12 protein-coding genes are annotated in these 16,026 nt (G+C 72.6%); 4 read left to right on the top strand and 8 right to left on the bottom strand.

Features of this window, described 5'->3' with window-relative positions; translation table 11 throughout:
• Positions 1-4 precede the first annotated feature (4 nt).
• Positions 5-1,120 carry a Gfo/Idh/MocA family protein gene (locus ACZ6CL_RS19340; protein WP_468937394.1) on the bottom strand — a complete coding sequence of 372 codons (1,116 nt, stop codon included), beginning with the start codon at positions 1,118-1,120 and terminating at the stop codon, positions 5-7.
• 182 nt (positions 1,121-1,302) lie between these two features.
• Here ACZ6CL_RS19340 and ACZ6CL_RS19335 point away from each other — a divergent pair, with 182 nt between their 5' ends.
• The 3 genes from ACZ6CL_RS19335 (at position 1,303) to ACZ6CL_RS19325 (ending at position 5,272) form a co-directional block, all read left to right on the top strand.
• A complete protein-coding gene (locus ACZ6CL_RS19335) occupies positions 1,303-2,574 on the top strand; it encodes an ROK family protein (protein WP_468937325.1) in 1,272 nt (423 codons plus the stop codon).
• Positions 2,575-2,737: 163 nt separating this feature from the next.
• On the top strand, positions 2,738-3,865 hold the full coding sequence (locus tag ACZ6CL_RS19330; protein WP_468937324.1) for a Gfo/Idh/MocA family protein: 1,128 nt from the start codon (positions 2,738-2,740) through the stop codon (positions 3,863-3,865).
• 54 nt (positions 3,866-3,919) lie between these two features.
• On the top strand, positions 3,920-5,272 hold the full coding sequence (locus ACZ6CL_RS19325; RefSeq protein ID WP_468937323.1) for an MFS transporter: 1,353 nt from the start codon (positions 3,920-3,922) through the stop codon (positions 5,270-5,272).
• A gap of 13 nt (positions 5,273-5,285) precedes the next feature.
• On the opposite strand, the gene ACZ6CL_RS19320 is transcribed toward ACZ6CL_RS19325, so the two are convergent.
• The 7 genes from ACZ6CL_RS19320 to ggt form a co-directional block, all read right to left on the bottom strand.
• A complete protein-coding gene (locus ACZ6CL_RS19320) occupies positions 5,286-6,149 on the bottom strand; it encodes a putative RNA methyltransferase (protein WP_468937322.1) in 864 nt (287 codons plus the stop codon).
• Positions 6,150-6,204: 55 nt separating this feature from the next.
• Positions 6,205-7,206 carry a TIGR03842 family LLM class F420-dependent oxidoreductase gene (locus ACZ6CL_RS19315; RefSeq protein WP_468937321.1) on the bottom strand — a complete coding sequence of 334 codons (1,002 nt, stop codon included), beginning with the start codon at positions 7,204-7,206 and terminating at the stop codon, positions 6,205-6,207.
• A gap of 11 nt (positions 7,207-7,217) precedes the next feature.
• Entirely contained in the window at positions 7,218-8,615 is a 1,398-nt protein-coding gene (hydA, locus tag ACZ6CL_RS19310; protein WP_468937320.1) for a dihydropyrimidinase, read from the bottom strand.
• The gene (locus tag ACZ6CL_RS19305) at positions 8,615-9,961 is read right to left on the bottom strand and encodes an aspartate aminotransferase family protein (RefSeq protein ID WP_468937319.1); all 1,347 of its coding nucleotides are present in this window, start codon (positions 9,959-9,961) and stop codon (positions 8,615-8,617) included. Before ACZ6CL_RS19305 ends, hydA begins: the two co-directional genes overlap by 1 nt.
• Positions 9,958-10,800, bottom strand: a complete 843-nt coding sequence (locus ACZ6CL_RS19300; protein WP_468937318.1) for a nitrilase-related carbon-nitrogen hydrolase — start codon at positions 10,798-10,800, stop codon at positions 9,958-9,960. The genes ACZ6CL_RS19305 and ACZ6CL_RS19300 overlap by 4 nt, the downstream gene beginning before the upstream one ends.
• Positions 10,801-10,979: 179 nt before the next feature.
• Positions 10,980-12,872 (bottom strand): hypothetical protein, encoded by a 1,893-nt coding sequence (locus ACZ6CL_RS19295; protein WP_468937317.1) that lies wholly within the window; start codon positions 12,870-12,872, stop codon positions 10,980-10,982.
• A gap of 166 nt (positions 12,873-13,038) precedes the next feature.
• Complete coding sequence (ggt, locus tag ACZ6CL_RS19290; protein ID WP_468937316.1) at positions 13,039-14,907, bottom strand: gamma-glutamyltransferase; 1,869 nt, start codon at positions 14,905-14,907, stop codon at positions 13,039-13,041.
• A gap of 203 nt (positions 14,908-15,110) precedes the next feature.
• On the opposite strand from ggt, the gene ACZ6CL_RS19285 reads away from it, so the two are divergent.
• Positions 15,111-15,863 (top strand): hypothetical protein, encoded by a 753-nt coding sequence (locus ACZ6CL_RS19285; protein ID WP_468937315.1) that lies wholly within the window; start codon positions 15,111-15,113, stop codon positions 15,861-15,863.
• The last annotated feature ends 163 nt before the right edge of the window (positions 15,864-16,026 follow it).

Genomic DNA, 16,026 nt, shown 5'->3' with positions numbered 1-16,026 from the left:
GCGTTCACACCTCTGTCCACGAGCTGTTACGGGAGGATCGGAGAACCGCCTCGGTGATGCGGGCCGCGCGCAGCCCGTCGTCGAAGGTCGGCAGGCCCTCCGGCCGGTCGCCTCCGATCGCGGCGTACGTGTCGGCGACGAACGCCTCGAAGCATTCCGCGTACCCCTGGGCGTGGCCCGGGGGCAGCACCGAAAGACGCCGCTGTTCGGCCGAGCCGTGGCCGGGGTCGCGGCTGATGACCCGGGCGCCGTCCTCGCCGCCCAGCCAGATGGTCTCCGGGTTCTCCTGGTCGAAGACCGCGCTGGCCCGCGCGCCGTCCAGCTCGAACCACAGCCGGTTCTTCCGCCCGGCGGAGACCTGGGAGACGGTGGTGGACGCCAGCACACCGGAGGCGGTGCGCAGCAACAGCGCGGCGCTGTCCTCGGTCGTCACGTCCATGTACTCCGGCGACGGGTCCGGGGAGTCCGGCGACGGGGCCCCCGCCGCGAAGGTGCGCGAACCGGCGGCGGGCCGCTTGTCCACGGCGATCGACGTCGAGGCGACGACCTCGGCGAACCGTTCGCCCGACACCCACTCGACCAGATCGCACCAGTGGGAGCCGATGTCCGCGAAGGCGCGGGACGGGCCTCCGGCCACCGGGTCCACGCGCCAGCCCGACGCCTGCGGCGAGAGCATCCAGTCCTGCAGGTAGCTGCCGTGGATCAGATGCCAGCCGCCGAACTCGCCGTCGATCCGACGCGCCCGGATCTCCCGGACCAGGGGGTGGTAGCGGTAGACGAACGGGACGGCGGCCACCAGCCCGGCGCTGCGCGCCGTCTCCGCCATGTGCTCCGCCTCCGCGACGGAGGTGGCCAGCGGTTTCTCGCACACCACATGCTTCCCGGCGGCGAGCGCGCGCAGCGCGTAGGGCGCGTGGGTGGCGTTGGGTGAGCAGATGTGGACCACGTCCACGGACGTGTCGTCGAGGAGCGCGTCCAGGGACGGGTAGGCGGGGACCTCCCACTCCGCGGCCACCCGCTCGGACCGCTCGGGTGTGGAGGCCAGGACGCCGGTGATCCGGGCACCGGCTACGCCTGCGGCCCTGCGGTGGATCGCGCCGATCATCCCGGCGCCGACGATGGCGGTGTTGAGGGGCCTGGAGCGGCCCCGCGGTGGTGATGTGATGACAGCCCTCCTGGGTGGGCCCGACCTCGGTTTCGTCCGGCGGTGAGCCTAAGACAGCGATTAGCGCCTCACAAGACATTGAATTTTGCATCTTGTGAGTCTTAAAAACCGCCAGAATTGCTGTACGGTGACCGGCCATGGGAACGGTCATGGGAGCGCAGACGTCGACGGACCCCCGCCCGATACCCCGGCTGTCGGTCGCCGGGCTGCGGGCGCAGAACACCGGCGGCCCCGTCCACAGCTCGCTGGCCCGGCTCATCGCGTCGGGCCTCGCCGACAGCCGTACCGACCTGGTCAAGGCCACCGGTCTGGCCCGGTCCACGGTGACCCGGCACCTCGACACCATGATCGACGCCGGGGTCGTCATCGAGGGCGGAACCGTCACCCGGTCCGGCCGTGGCCGCCCGCCGCTCCGGCTGGCGCTCAACCCCAGGGCCGGGGTGATCGCGGTGGCCGACGTCGGCGCCCACAGCGCCCGCCTGGCCCTCGCCGACCTGTCGCAGAACCTCGTCGCGCAGGAGAAGATCGCGCTGGACGTGGCACAGGGCCCCGAGGCGACGCTCGACCTGCTGACCGAACGGCTGCGCGGCATGCTGGCCGAGTCCGCGGCGGGCGATCGGCCGTCCGCCCTCGTCGTCGGCCTCCCGGGGCCCGTCGACGCGCGCGCTGGCACGCCCGTACGGCCGCCCATCATGCCCGGCTGGGACGGCTTCCCGGTCGGCCGGACCCTGACCGAGCGACTCGGCTGCCGGACGTTCGTCGACAACGATGTGAACCTCATGGCCCTCGGCGAGGCCCGCGCCCTGCCGGAGAGCGAGGCGCCGCTGCTCTTCATCAAGATCGGCACCGGTATCGGCGGTGGCCTCATCTCGGCCTCCGGGGAACTGCACCGCGGCGCGGAGGGTGCCGCGGGCGACATCGGGCATCTGCGGGTGCCCGGCGCCGACGACACCGTGTGCAGCTGCGGGAACATCGGCTGCGTGGAGGCCGTCGCGTCGGCCGCCGCGATGGTGGCCCGGCTCAGCCGCGGGGACTCCGGTCTCGCCGAGCAGGACAGGCCGCGCGGCGCCGCGGACCTGGCGCGGCTCGTCCGTGACGGCCATCCCGAGGCCGTCCGCGTCGTCCGCGAGGCCGCGGTGACGATCGGCGAGGTGGTGGCACTGCTCGTGCACGTCTACAACCCGGCGCGGATCGTCATCGGCGGGGCGATCGCCGCCGCCAGCGACGACGTGCTGGCCAGGATCCGTGGTGTCGTCTACCGGCGGGCGCTGCCCCTGGCCACCCGCCGGCTGTCGCTGACCCAGAGCGTGCTGGGGATGTCCGCCGGTGTCGTCGGCGGGACCGTGGTCGGCGTGGAACACGTCCTCTCCCCCGAGGGGATCGGCGACGTACTGGCGCGTTCCGCCTGACGGTCCCTCTGAACGAACCCTTGACCGGGCCGGCAAGCCGGTGCTTGCATGTGATCCGCTTCGACGACAGCGGTTTCGTCCAACTCCGTTGCCCGAGGCGTCTTTCCGCCGCGGCCCATGCGCCGCCGAAGCGGTCGACGCCGCCCGAAACCGGGAGAGAACCATGGACGAAACCACGACGCGGCGCGTCCCCGTCGGCATCATCGGCACCGGCTCGATCTTCAACGTCTACGCGCTCGGACTCTCGACCATTCCGCAGCTGCCCATCGTGCGCGTCGCCGACCTCGACAGTGAGCGTGCCCGCGCCGCCGCCGAGGAGTGGAACATCCCGGCGTGGGGCACGACCGAGGAGCTGCTCGCCGACCCCGAGGTGCAGGTCGTCGTCAACATCACCCCGCCCAAGGCCCATGCGGCGCTGACCGAGGCGGCGTTGCGCGCCGGGAAGCACGTATACGTCGAGAAGCCGCTCGCCGCCACGGTCGCGGAGGCCCGGCGGAACATCGAGGTTGCCCGGGAGACCGGCAAGCTGCTCGGCGGCGCGCCCGACACGTTCCTCGGCCCCTCCGGGCAGACGGCCCGCGCCGCCGTCGACGCCGGGCTGATCGGACGTCCGTTCGCCGCGACCTCCTTCGTCCGCTCCTCGCGCGCCGAGACCTGGCACCCGGACCCCACGTTCCTGTTCACCGAGGGCGGCGGCCCGGTCCTGGACTGGGGCCCGTACCACATCGCCGCGCTGGTCAACCTGCTCGGGCCGGTCAGCCGGGTGGTCGGGGCGACCACCCGCGCCGCCGACGAGCTGACCGTGACGGCCCCCGAGCGCCGCGTCGAGCGCGTCGGTGTCACCGTCGACACCCACGCGACCGCGATCCTGCAGTTCGCCTCCGGCGCCCTGGCCACGGCCATGTACAGCTTCGACGTATGGGACACCGCTCTTCCGCACCTGGAGATCTACGGCACCGAGGGCACCCTTCAGGTGCCCAACCCCAACGGCTTCGACGACCCCGTACTGCTCAAGCGGCGCGGTGACGAGGAGTGGAGCGAACTGCCCGCCGTGATGGACCCGCTCACCCCCGTGGGCGCCCGGACCATCCGCGGGCCCGGGGTGCTGGACCTCGTGGGCCACCTCGGCGGAGACGTCCACCGGGCCTCCGCCGACTTCGCGTTCCACGTCCTGGAGGTGCTGGAGCGGCTGGACGGCATCTCACCGGAGGACGGCGCCGTCGAGATCACCAGCACGGTGAAGCGTCCGGCCCCCCTCCTCGGCATCGACGCCGTGCGCCCGGCCCTCTAGCCCCCCACTCCGCACTCCCACGCCCACGGGACCTCATCCGCAAAGGAGCGGACGATGCTGTCTGCCCGGAAGCTCGGCGCCGCCACCCCCCACACCCCCGAAAGCCCCGAGACCCCCGAGACCCCCGAGACCTCCGAAGCCGCCTTGCCGGCGCATGGACCGGAACGGATCGCGAAGGCCACCGGCCAAGAGGTGAACGGGGTGTTCATCACCCTGTTCATCCTCGCCTACATCGGCCTGTGGATCGCCCTGTGCACCCCCGCCTCCGTCACCCTTGCCCTCCGGGTCGCCGACCTCGACCCGGAGGGCAAGGCGGAGAGCCTGTCGACCATCGCGGGCGCGGGCGCTTTCTGCGCGCTGGTGGCCAACCCCGTCTTCGGCAGGCTCAGCGACCTGTCCAGGTCTCGCTGGGGGCAGCGCAGGCCGTACATCCTCGGCGGCATGGTCCTGGGCTTCGGGGCCCTGCTCGTGATGGGCGCGGCGCCCAACCTGGTCGTCCTGGGCCTCGGCTGGTGTCTGGCGCAGATGCTGTTCAACGCGGCCCTCGCCGCCGCGACCGCGCTCCTCCCGGAACGGGTGACGGACCGGTACCGGGGGCGGGTCTCCGGCCTGATGGGCATGACCAGCCAGATCGGCATCGTCAGCGGCGCGTTCCTCGTCCAGTTCACCGGGACGGACAACCTGTGGATGTTCGTCGCGCCGGGCCTGCTCGGTCTGGTCATGGTCGGGATCTTCGTCTGCTACCTCAAGGAGTTGCCGCGCTCCCGCGCCGAACTCCCGCGGCTCAGGTGGGCCGACGTCCCCAACAGCATGTGGATCAACCCGGTGCGCCACCCCGACTTCGCCTGGGCATGGTGCGGGCGGTTCCTGACCTGGACCGGCCTGAGCTTCCTGACCACCTACAAGGCGTACTTCCTGATGGACCGGCTCGGCTACACCGCCGAGGACGCCAGCCCCGTGCTGTTCTGGTCGATGCTGATCCTGGCCACCGCCACCGCGGTCAGCAGCTCCACCGCCGGCTGGCTCTCCGACCGGATACGGCGCCGCAAGGTCTTCGTCGCCGCGGCGTCCATCGTCTTCGCGTGCGCCATGGTCGTGGTGGCCACCGCCCAGTCGACCGAGATGTTCCTGGTGGGCGTGGGGATCTCCGGTCTCGGCCAGGGCATGTACATGGGCGTCGACTACGCCCTCGTGGCCTCGGTGCTGCCCAACAAGGACACCGAGGCCGCCAAGGGCATGGGCGTGTTCAACCTGTCCACCACGATCCCCCAGACCATCTCCCCCGTCCTCGCCCCGCTCTTCCTCGCCATCGGAGGCGACGGAAACTACAGCGCCCTGTACGCCGCCGCGGCGGCCCTCTGCGTCGCGGGCGCGTTCGCCATCCGCCTCATACGCGGCGCACGGTGACCCGGTTACAGCATCATCTGGCGCAAGCCGTCGCGGCGGTGAGCGGCCGGTACGCGGTCAGCGTGACGGACAGGGTGACGGGGCACGGGTCCGGGAGCTTGCGGACTCGGTCCTGGACGTCCTCGGCGTCGTGGTGCCAGGCGTTGGGGCCCATGGCGACCAGCTGCGTCAGCGCCTGGTGATCGAGCGTCATCGTGCCGGTCAGCCGCTCGGTCTCGGCGACCGTGAAGTACGGGGCGAGCTGGTCGCTCAGCCGCGACTCCTTGCGGTCGTCCACGCTCAGCAGGCCGAGCGCGTCGATCAGCTCCTGGAGGTGGCCGGGTCGGGCGGTGACGACCAGCAGGACGCCGCCCGGCGCCAGAATCCGCCGCAGCTCCGGGCCGTTGCGCGGGGCGAACGTGTTCAGCACCAGGGAGGCGGCGCCGTCCTGGAGGGGCAGCTCCTGCCAGGCGTCGGCCACCGCCGCGCCGATCCTCGGATGCGCCTTGGCCGCGCGCCGGGCGGCGAACTTAGAGATGTCGAGCAGGACTCCCTCGGCGTCCGGAAACGCGTCCATGACCCGCGCGTGGTAGTAGCCGGTGCCACCGCCGATGTCGACGACGCAACCGGACACCGCCGGACCGGCCGTACGGCGCGCCAGCGCGACCAGCGCGTCGGCGATGGGCGCGTAGTGCCCGGCCGCCAGGAATCCGGCGCGCGCGTCGACCATGTCCCGGGTGTCCGCGCTGTGCTTCGTCGCACCCGACAGCAGGTTCACATAGCCCTGCTTCGCGAGGTCGAAGGTGTGCCCCGCGGAGCAGAGCAGGGCACCCTCCCGCTGGGTGAGCGCGGCACCGCAGTGGGGGCAGGCGAGTACGCGCACGACCCTGTTCAGCATGGATCAAGCCTATCGCTGACCGGTCACCTGCTCACTCGTCCACCCGTTCGCCCGTTCACCCGTTGACCGCGGGAATGACGTCCCTCCCGTACGCGTCGATCGTCGCCTCCTTCGCGTCGTGCATCGCGTACACCGCGAACTGGTCCACGCCGAGACCCCGCAGCGCGCGCAGCTTCTCCACGTGGGCCTCCGCCGGGCCCAGCAGGCAGAAGCGGTCGACGATGTCGTCCGGGACGAAGGCCGTGTCCGGGTTTCCGGCGCGGCCGTGGTGGCTGTAGTCGTAGCCCTGGCGCTGGGCGATGTACGCGGTCAGGGACTCGGGGATGGCGCCGGAGTGGTCGCCGTAGCGGGAGACCAGGTCGGCGACGTGGTTGCCGACCATGCCGCCGAACCAGCGGCACTGCTCCCGGGCGTGGGCCAGGTCGTTCCCCACGTACGCGGGCGCGGCGACGCAGATGGTGATCGCGTCCGGGTCGCGGCCCGCGTCGGACGCGGCGGTGCGGACCGCGTGGACCATCCACTCCGTCAGGAACGGGTCGGCGAGCTGGAGGATGAAGCCGTCGGCCTTGCGGCCCGCGAGGGCGAGCGCCTTGGGCCCGTACGCGGCCATCCACACCGGCAACCGGCCGTCCTTGATCCAGGGGATGCGCATCCGGGCGCCGTCCACCTCGGCCTCCCGGCCCTCCGCCAGGTCGCGGATGGCGTCGATGGCCTCGCCGACCCGGGCGAGGGTGTTCGGTCTGCGGCCCGCGACCCGCAGGGCGGAGTCGCCGCGGCCGATGCCGCACACGGTGCGGTTGCCGTACATGTCGTTGAGGGTGGCGAAGGTGGAGGCGGTCACCTCCCAGGTGCGGGTGCCGGGGTTGGTGACCATGGGGCCGACGGTCATCCGCTCGGTGTGTTCCAGGATGCGGCTGTAGATGACGAACGGTTCCTGCCAGAGCACGGCGGAGTCGAACGTCCAGCCGTAGCCGAAGCCGTTGCGCTCGGCGCGGCGCATCAGCTCGACGACGTCCGACGCGGGCGGATCGGTCTGCAGTACGAGTCCGAAGTCCATGGGCGAGCCCCCTAGAGGTACTGACAGGTCGAGCGGCGGACGAACTGGCCGTGCCCGGCGCGCCCGGTGTAGGCGCGGCCGTCGATGACCGGGAGGCCGCGCGAGAGCACGGTCTCGACCTGCCCGGTGATCTGCTTGCCCTCGTAGGCCGAGTAGTCGACGTTCATGTGGTGGGTCTCGGCGGAGATGGTCTGCTCGGCGGCCGGGTCGTAGACGACGATGTCGGCGTCCGAGCCGGGCGCGATGGTGCCCTTCCTTGGGTAGAGGCCGAACATCCGGGCCGGGGTGGCGCAGGCGATCTCGATCCAGCGGCGGCGGGTGAGATGGCCGTCCACGACGGCCTGGTGGAGCAGGTCCATGCGGTTCTCGACGCCCGGCATCCCGTTGGGGATCTTGGAGAAGTCGCCGCGGCCCATCTCCTTCTGCCCGGTGAAGCAGAAGGGGCAGTGGTCGGTGGAGACGACCTGGAGGTCGTTGGTGCGCAGCCCCCGCCACAGCGCGGCCTGGTGTTCGCGGGGCCGCAGCGGTGTCGAGCACACGTACTTGGCGCCCTCGAAGTCCGGCTCTGCGAGGTTGTCGGTGGACAGGAACAGATACTGCGGGCAGGTCTCGCCGAAGACCGGCAGCCCCTTGTCCCGCGCCCGCGCCAGCTCCGCGACGGCCTCCTCGGCCGACACGTGGACGACGTACAGCGGCGCCCCGGCCACCCTCGCCAGCTGGATCGCGCGGTGGGTGGCCTCGGACTCCAGCAGCGCCTTGCGGACCTCGCCGTGGTAGCGGGGGTCGGTCTTGCCCTCGGCGAGGGCCTGTTCGACCAGGACGTCGATGGCGATGCCGTTCTCGGCGTGCATCATGATGAGCCCGCCGTTGGCGGCGCCGCGCTGCATGGCGCGCAGGATCTGCCCGTCGTCGCTGTAGAAGACGCCGGGGTAGGCCATGAACAGTTTGAACGAGGTCACGCCCTCGTCGACGAGGAGGTCCATCTCCTTCAGGGAACTCTCGTCGACGTCGGAGAGGATCATGTGGAAGCCGTAGTCGATCGCGCAGTTGCCGCCCGCCTTCAGATGCCAGGCGTCCAGCCCCTCCCGCAGGGCGTGCCCCTTGGTCTGGATGGCGAAGTCCACGATGGTGGTCGTGCCGCCCCAGGCCGCGGCCCGGGTGCCGGTCTCGAAGGTGTCGGCGGCGAAGGTGCCGCCGAACGGCATCTCCATGTGGGTGTGCGGATCGACACCGCCCGGGATGACGTACTTGCCGGTCGCGTCGATCGTACGGTCGGCGGTCCAGCCGCGCGCGATGTCGCTGTCGGACGCGGCCAGCGCCACCACCCGCTCGTCCTCGATCAGGACGTCGGCGTGGGTCTCATCGGCGGCGGTGATGACGAGCCCGCCACGGATCACGGTACGAGGCATCAGCCCGCACTCCTTCCCCATCGGGTGCCCGACTGACCTTGGGTGGCTCGCAGGGCGGCTTCGAGGATGTCCGCGCCCTCCTCCGCCTCCGCCACGGTGAGGCTGAGCGGCGGGGCGACGCGCAGGACGCTGCTGTTGTGGGCGCCGCCCTTGCCGAGGAGCAGCCCGCGCTCGCGGGCGGCCTCCAGGACGGCCGAGGCGGCTTCGGGGGACGGCTCGCCGGTGCCCGGCTCGACCAGCTCGATGCCGATCATCAGCCCCCGGCCGCGTACTTCGCGTACGCCGTCGAGCCCGGCGCACGCCGCGCGCAGCCGCTCGATGAGCAGTCCGCCGACGCGGCGGGCGTTGCCCTGGAGGTCGTGCTCGACGAGGTGGTTGAGGTTGGCGAGACCGGCGGCCATGGTGACCGGGCTGCCGCCGAAGGTGGAGATGGAGTTGGCGCCGAGGCAGTTCATGACCTCCGCGCGGGCCACGACGCCGCCGATCGACATGCCGTTGCCGATGCCCTTGGCGAAGGTGAGGACGTCCGGCGGGCCCGCGGCGTCGTGGGCCTGCCAGCCCCAGAAGTGGTCGCCGGTGCGGCCCCAGCCGGTCTGCACCTCGTCGGTGATCCACAGGATGCCGTGCCGGTCCAGCACCTCGCGGAAGGCGGCGAACAGCCCGTCCGGCGGGGAGGTGAAGCCGCCCACGCCCTGGATGGGTTCTGCGATCAGCGCGGCCACGTTGCCGTGCGCCTGGCCGAGGATGTCCTCGAGGTCGGCCACGCACGCCGCGGTGAACTCGCCGTCCGACAGCTCCGCGAACGGCCCCCGGCTCCGTACCCCGCCGTGCACGTACAGCGTCTGCAGCGGGGAGATGCTGGTCGGCGACCAGGCGCGGTTGCCGGTGATGCCGACCGCCGAGAACGACCGGCCGTGGTAGCTGTTGCGCATCGCCAGGATCTGGTTGGAGCGGCGGTACGTGGTGGCGAGCAGCAGCGCCGTGTCGTTGGCCTCCGTGCCCGATGTGGTGAAGAAGACCCGCGCGTCGGGGATGCCGGACAGCCGCGCGACGCGCTCGGCGAGGTCGACCATCGGGCGGTCGAGGTAGAGCGTGGAGCTGTGCAGGATGCGGCCCGCCTGCTCGGTGATCGCCTTGGTGACCTCGGGCAGCGCGTGGGCGGTCATGGTGGTGAGGATGCCGCCGAAGAAGTCGAGGTAGCGGTTGCCGTCCGCGTCCCAGACGTGGCGTCCCTCGCCGTGGGTGATCTCGATGGGGCGCCGGTAGTACAGCGCCAGCCAGTCCGGGAGGACGGCCCGGTGGCGTGCGTACAGCTGCTCGCCGGTCGTGTGCTCGCCGGTGGTCATGGCCGCACCAGCTCGTCGTACGCGTCGGGGCGGCGGTCCCGGTAGAAGGCCCACTGCTGGCGCACCTCGTCGATGACGTCGAAGTCGAGGTCGCGGACGATCAGCTCCTCCGCCTTGTCGCTGGCCACGTCCCCGACGAACTGGCCGCGCGGATCGACGAAGTAGCTGGTGCCGTAGAAGTCGTTGTCGCCGTACTCCTCGGTGCCGACACGGTTGATCGCCGCGATGTAGTACGCGTTCGCCACCGCCGACGCGGGCTGCTCCAGCTGCCACAGGTGCGACGAGAGTCCGCGGGAGGTGGCGGACGGGTTGTAGACGAGCTGCGCACCGGCCAGCCCCAGGGCGCGCCAGCCCTCCGGGAAGTGGCGGTCGTAGCAGATGTAGACGCCGACCTTGCCGACGGCGGTGTCGAACACCGGCCAGCCGAGGTTGCCCGGCTTGAAGTAGTACTTCTCCCAGAACCCCTTGAGCTGGGGGATGTGGTGCTTGCGGTACTTGCCGAGGTAGCTGCCGTCGGCGTCGATCACGGCGGCGGTGTTGTAGTAGAACCCGGAGCCCTCGACCTCGTAGACCGGCACGACGATCACCATCCCGGTCTCCCGGGCCAGCTCCCGCATCCGCCGCACCGTGGGCCCGTCCGGGACCGGCTCCGCCCACCGGTAGTGCTCCGGCTCCTGCACCTGGCAGAAGTACGGGGCGTTGAACACCTCCTGGAAGCCGATCACCTTGGCGCCCTGGGCGGCTGCCTGCCGGGCGTACTCCTCATGCTTCGCGATCATTGATTCGGTGTCGCCGGTCCAGGTGCACTGGACGAGCGCGGCACGGACGAGATTGGCCATGATCAGCTCCTTCACAGCAGTGCTCAGGGGGCTCGCCCCCGTCGTCAGCCTGTGTCTACGCACGTAGAGTCTCGCTGTGGTGAAGAACGTAGAAGCGCACTCACCACTCTGGCAATACCGCCGCCGTTACTCAACGAAGACGATCACATTTCGTGTGATGTCGCGCTTAATAGGGACCTTCAGCCGGTGTGCTGTATGCCTGCCACGCGGAAGGCATGGGCGAGATCGTGCTGACTGCCCGGGGACACCGCGCCCGCCGCGTCCAGGAGCAGGGGCACCAGCGCCGCCGGGTCCTCGGCCGCCGCCTCGGCCACCTCGGCGGGCGTACGGGCCCGTATGAACGCCGTCAGCAGCAACGCCACCTCGCTGTGCGCGGCGTTCCCCAGCAGCGCCAGCGCGGTCTGCGCCACCTCGGGCAGGGGCCGCGCAACGCTCTGCCGCAGCAGCCGCTCCCCGTCGGGCTCGCGGCCCGCCGCGATCAGCGCCTCGGCGGCGGCGGCGAGCGGCTCGGGCGGCAGGCAGGCCATCTCCCACAGCAGCGTGGCCACGTCGGCGCCGAGCCCCGCGCGCTCCAGCTCGGCCGCCAGCACCGGCAGCCGCCCGGCGGGCCAGACGGCCGTCTCGCACAGCACGGCGTGCGCCTCCCCGCTGCGCCCCTCCGCCCGCAGCCGCCCCAGCCGCGTGACGGCCCCGGCGGCCGCCCGCCGGGCCTCGGCCAGCTCCTGCTGCTCATTGGCCCGAGCCCGCAGCTCCGCGTCCCGCCCCCGCTTACGCCCTCCGCCCCAGCGCCCCTTCCCGGGCGCGGACTCCGCCCCCGCGAACCGCGCCCCGCGCGGCCGCGCGGGCGGCGATTTCGCCTCGGCGGCCGGGCCCGCGTCCGGGGCCTCGTCGTACGCCGCGGCGAACCGAGCCCCCCGCGGCCGGGGCCGCCCGGACGGCGGGTCAGAGGGTGCCCTGTCGGCCGGTGCCGCGTGCGGGGCGCCCGACTGGCCCCGCCCGGCCAGGCCCGCGATCGACGGATCCCGCAACCCACCCGCCGCCCAAGACCCCCGCCCAGCACCAGGCGCCCTGCCCGGCTCGGCCCCGGGCGCCGATCCAGACGGGGCATCCACAGCCCCCACGGCGGGATCCGCACCCACCACCGGCCACCGATCCGGGCCACGCGCCGCTCCCGCATCCGGCCCGGACCACGACCCGGACGGGGTGCCCACGGGCCCTCCGGCCGGAACCCCATCCGCCACCGGACGCCCCGGCCCGGTCGCCGCCCCGGGCCACGCTCCAGACGGAGCACCCACAGGCCCCGCGCCGTCCACCCGCTGCCGCGCCGGGTCCGGCACCTGTCCGGACTCGGCGCCCGCAGGCCCTCCGGCCGGATCCGCCCCCGCCACCGGCCACCGATCCTGGCCAGGCGCCGGTCCCGGCTCCGGGCCGGGCCATGCGCCGGGCGGGGTGCCAGCGGGCCCCGGTCCAGACGGGGTGGCCGCGGGCCTCGCGGCGGGGTCCGCACCCACTACCGGCCACGGTGCCGGGCCGGAGGGGGCGCCCGCGGGCGCCGCAGCTGGGCCCGCGGGGAGGGCTTCCAGGCGGGCGGTGAGTTCTTCGCAGCGGGCCGTCGCGCGGTGGTGGTCGTCCTGGGCCCAGGCCAGGGCCGCGTCCAGGGGGTCGCCGTCCGGGGTGGTGTCGGCTCCGGCGCGCTGGGCCGCCTGCAGCTCGCGTTCGCGGTCGGCCGCGGCGGTCCGTTCGCGGTGCATCGCGGCCAGGCGGGCGCGGAGCGCCTCGCGGGTGCCGGGGGCCGCGTCGTGGACGGTGATCGAGGCGCGGTACAGGGTGGCCGCGCGGGCCGCCGCCACGTTGGCCGTCTGGGCGCCACGCTGGGCCGAGAGGTCCTGGAGGAGGGCCTGGACGACGTCCCACGGCGGGATCTCCTCGCCGTCCAGACAGGCGCGCAGCCCGTCGGGGTCGCGTTGCGCGAAGACGGCGTACCAGCCCTTGTCCGGGTCGATCCGCCGTGTCAGCGCACGCAGATAGCTCGCGAACTCCTCGATCGCCGCCGGGAGTTGCCTACCCGCCATCGCCACCCCCCGCATTCGACGCCCCGCATGTTACGGACCTGGATACTGATGAGCTACGAGTAGATTTCCGGATTCGTACACGACAGGCAACCTTGTGAGGTTCCTGTGGGAGGGGTGGCGAGGGGCACGATCAGCGGGTCGGCGGCCGGCGGTCGGCGGTCGGCGGTCAGCGCGCGGGCCTCACCACCATCGCCGCGCCGCCGCCCCGCCGCTCCGTCTCGGCCGCGGCCAGCCACCGGCCGCCGCCGAGCCGCTGGACGCCGGTCGCGGCCCCGATCTCGGGGTTCTGCTTGAAGGCATGGCCCAGCTTCTCCAGGCGAGCCCGCTCCGGGCTGTTCCACAGCCCGGGCTCCAGCTCGGTCTGGGCGGCGTTGCGCTGGCTGGCGCGCGGTGCGGCGATCGCGTCGACCAGCGGCATGCCCCGGTCGACGTGGTTCAGCAGGGTCTGCAGCACGGTGGTGATGATCGTGGCGCCGCCGGGCGAGCCGAGCGCCAGCACCGGCTTGTGGCCGTCGAGGACGATGGTCGGCGACATGGACGAGCGCGGCCGCTTGCCCGGACCCGGCAGGTTCGGGTCGTGGACGGCGGGGTCGGCGGGCGCGAAGGAGAAGTCGGTCAGCTCGTTGTTGAGCAGGAAGCCCCGGCCGGGCACGGTGATGCCGCTGCCGCCGGTCTGCTCGATGGTGAGGGTGTACGCGACGACGTTGCCCCACTTGTCGGCGGTCGTCAGATGCGTGGTGCTCTCGCCCTCGTACGTCGTCGGGGCGGCGTGGCCACGCGTGTCGCAGGAGCCGGGGGCGCCCGGGTCGGTCGGGTCGCCGGGGGCGAGCGGGCTCTTCAGCACCGCGTCGGGCTTGATGAGGCAGGCCCGGGAGTCGGCGTACCGCTGGGAGGTGAGCGCCTTGGTCGGTACGTCCTCGGCGGCCGGGTCACCGACCCAGCGGCCGCGGTCGGCGAACGCTATGCGGGAGGCCTCGATGAAGCGGTGCAGATAGTCGCGCTCGCCGAGCTTGGAGAGGTCCGTGCGCTCCAGGATGTTCAGCGCCTCGGCGACGCTGGTACCGCCGGAGGACGAGGGCGCCATGCCGTACACGTCCAGGCCCCGGTAGGACGTACGGGTCGGGGCCTGCCGCTTCGTGTCGTACTGCCGCAGGTCCTCGGCCCGCAGATCGCCGGGGTGCACGGTGCGCTGCGCTTTCGGATCGACGGGGGGCTTGCGCACCGTCCCGACGATGTCGCGGCCCAGCTCACCCTTGTAGATCGCGCCGACGCCCTTCTTGGCGAGCAGGGCGTAGGTGCGGGCGAGATCGGGGTTACGGAACGTCGAACCGACGGCCGGGAGCTTCCCGCCGGGCAGGAACAGCTTGGCGGAGGCCGGAAAGTCCTTGAAGCGGTCCTCGTTGTCGGCGGTCTGCTGGCGGAAGGTCTTGTCGACGGTGAAGCCGTCGCGGGCCAGCCGCTCGGCGGGCTTCAGCACCTGGGCGAGCGATTCGGTGCCCCAGGCGCGGAGCGCGTCCCGCCACGTGGCCGGGGTACCGGGGGTGCCGACGCTGAGCCCGCTGGTGACGGCGTCGGCGAACGGCAGCGGCTTGCCGTCACCGTCCAGGAAGAGGTCCTTGTCGGCGCTGAGCGGGGCGGTCTCGCGGCCGTCGAGCGTGGAGACGGTGTGCCGTTTGGCGTTGTAGTAGACGAAGTACCCGCCACCGCCGACGCCCGCCGAGTACGGCTCGGTGACCCCGAGCGCGGCCGCCGTCGCCACCGCCGCGTCGACCGCGTTGCCGCCGCGCCGCAGCACGTCGATCCCGGCCGCCGAGGCGTCCGGGTCGACGCTGGAGACCGCGCCGCCGTAGCCGGTGGCCACCGGCGCCTTGGCGGGCGTCTCGGCACCGCGGGGGGCGGCGTGCGCACCGGCCGGGGCGACGCCGAGCACGGCGACCATCCCGGCCGCGGCGGCGAGCGCGGGCAGCCGGTGCCGGACGGCCGCCCGGGCCGTGGCGCTGCTGGTTGCTGCGGCTGGTCGTGCGGCGTGCCCCATCCGGACCTCCTGGCGAACGGCAGAGAGCGGAGCCTACCGGCGACGCTCATGCTCACGACAGAGGGCGAGTGCCTCTGTCGTGCCCCTGGAGTGCTTCTGCGGTGCCCCTGGAGTGCCCCTGGAGCGGCACCTTGCGCGCCCCTTGAGTGCCCCTTCGGGAATCGCTCGAACACCCACCCGTAGGGCAGCTACGATGCGCGGCCATGACAGACACCGTGCAGGACCTGATCGCTTCCGGAGCGGCCCTGATCGTGGGGCTGGCCCTCGGCTGGGCCGTGCACGCGGCGGCCCGGCGCCGGGGGCGCGCCCGCGAGCAGCGCTTCTTCGGCCTGCCGGACGGCTCGGAATGTGTGCTGGTCACCCACCGGGACAGCACCTCGGCCCACTGGTCCATCCCGCGCCATGACGCCCTCGCGCTGCTCGGGCTCGCCTCCGTGGTGGAAAACTGCGGGGCGCACGCCGAGGTGGCCCCGCATGACACCGGACTGCAGGGCTTCGGGGCGCGCACCGAGTTCTGCGTCGGCGACCCGATCGCGCACCGCCGCCTGGCCGCGCACATGACGAACCTGCTGCCGGGCGTGACCGTGGACCCGGGCGACGAGTCCGGCGCGAACCGGGGCGCCTTCACCATCGGCGGCACCGAGTACCGCCCGGAGCCCGGCGCACTGGAACACGTCCTGGTGGCACGGCTGACGGCGGGCGACGGCGGCCGCCCCGTCTTCCTGGCCTCCGGGCAGCGCCCGGTCACCCACCGCGCCGCCGTACGCCACCTGGTGCGCAACCGTGCCAAGCTGGCCCGCAAATACGGTGCGCAGGGCTCGTTCTGTCTGCTGCTGAAGGTGGTCAACTCGCAGGCGTACGGCCCGGATGTGGTCGAGCTGGTCGCGGACGTCACCAAGGCGGCCACCACGGCGGGTGGCCGGGCGTCGGCCAAGGCGGCCCTCAAGGAGGGGTGAGCCAAGGCCCCCTGAGCCACCGTGAGTTATCGCATCACGGGGCACACGGGTCCGCTACACCCGCATCGTTACCCAGGCGTAACTTACCGCACCATTACCAGCGGTAAGGCGCCGGGTTACCGTCAGGTCACTTAGGCCCTCCCCACGGGCCCGCACCGGTGCT

Source organism: Streptomyces sp. NPDC041200 (assembly GCF_055591805.1).
The sequence above is the reverse complement of the archived record's forward strand: the minus strand, read 5'-3'. Positions and strand labels throughout refer to the sequence as shown.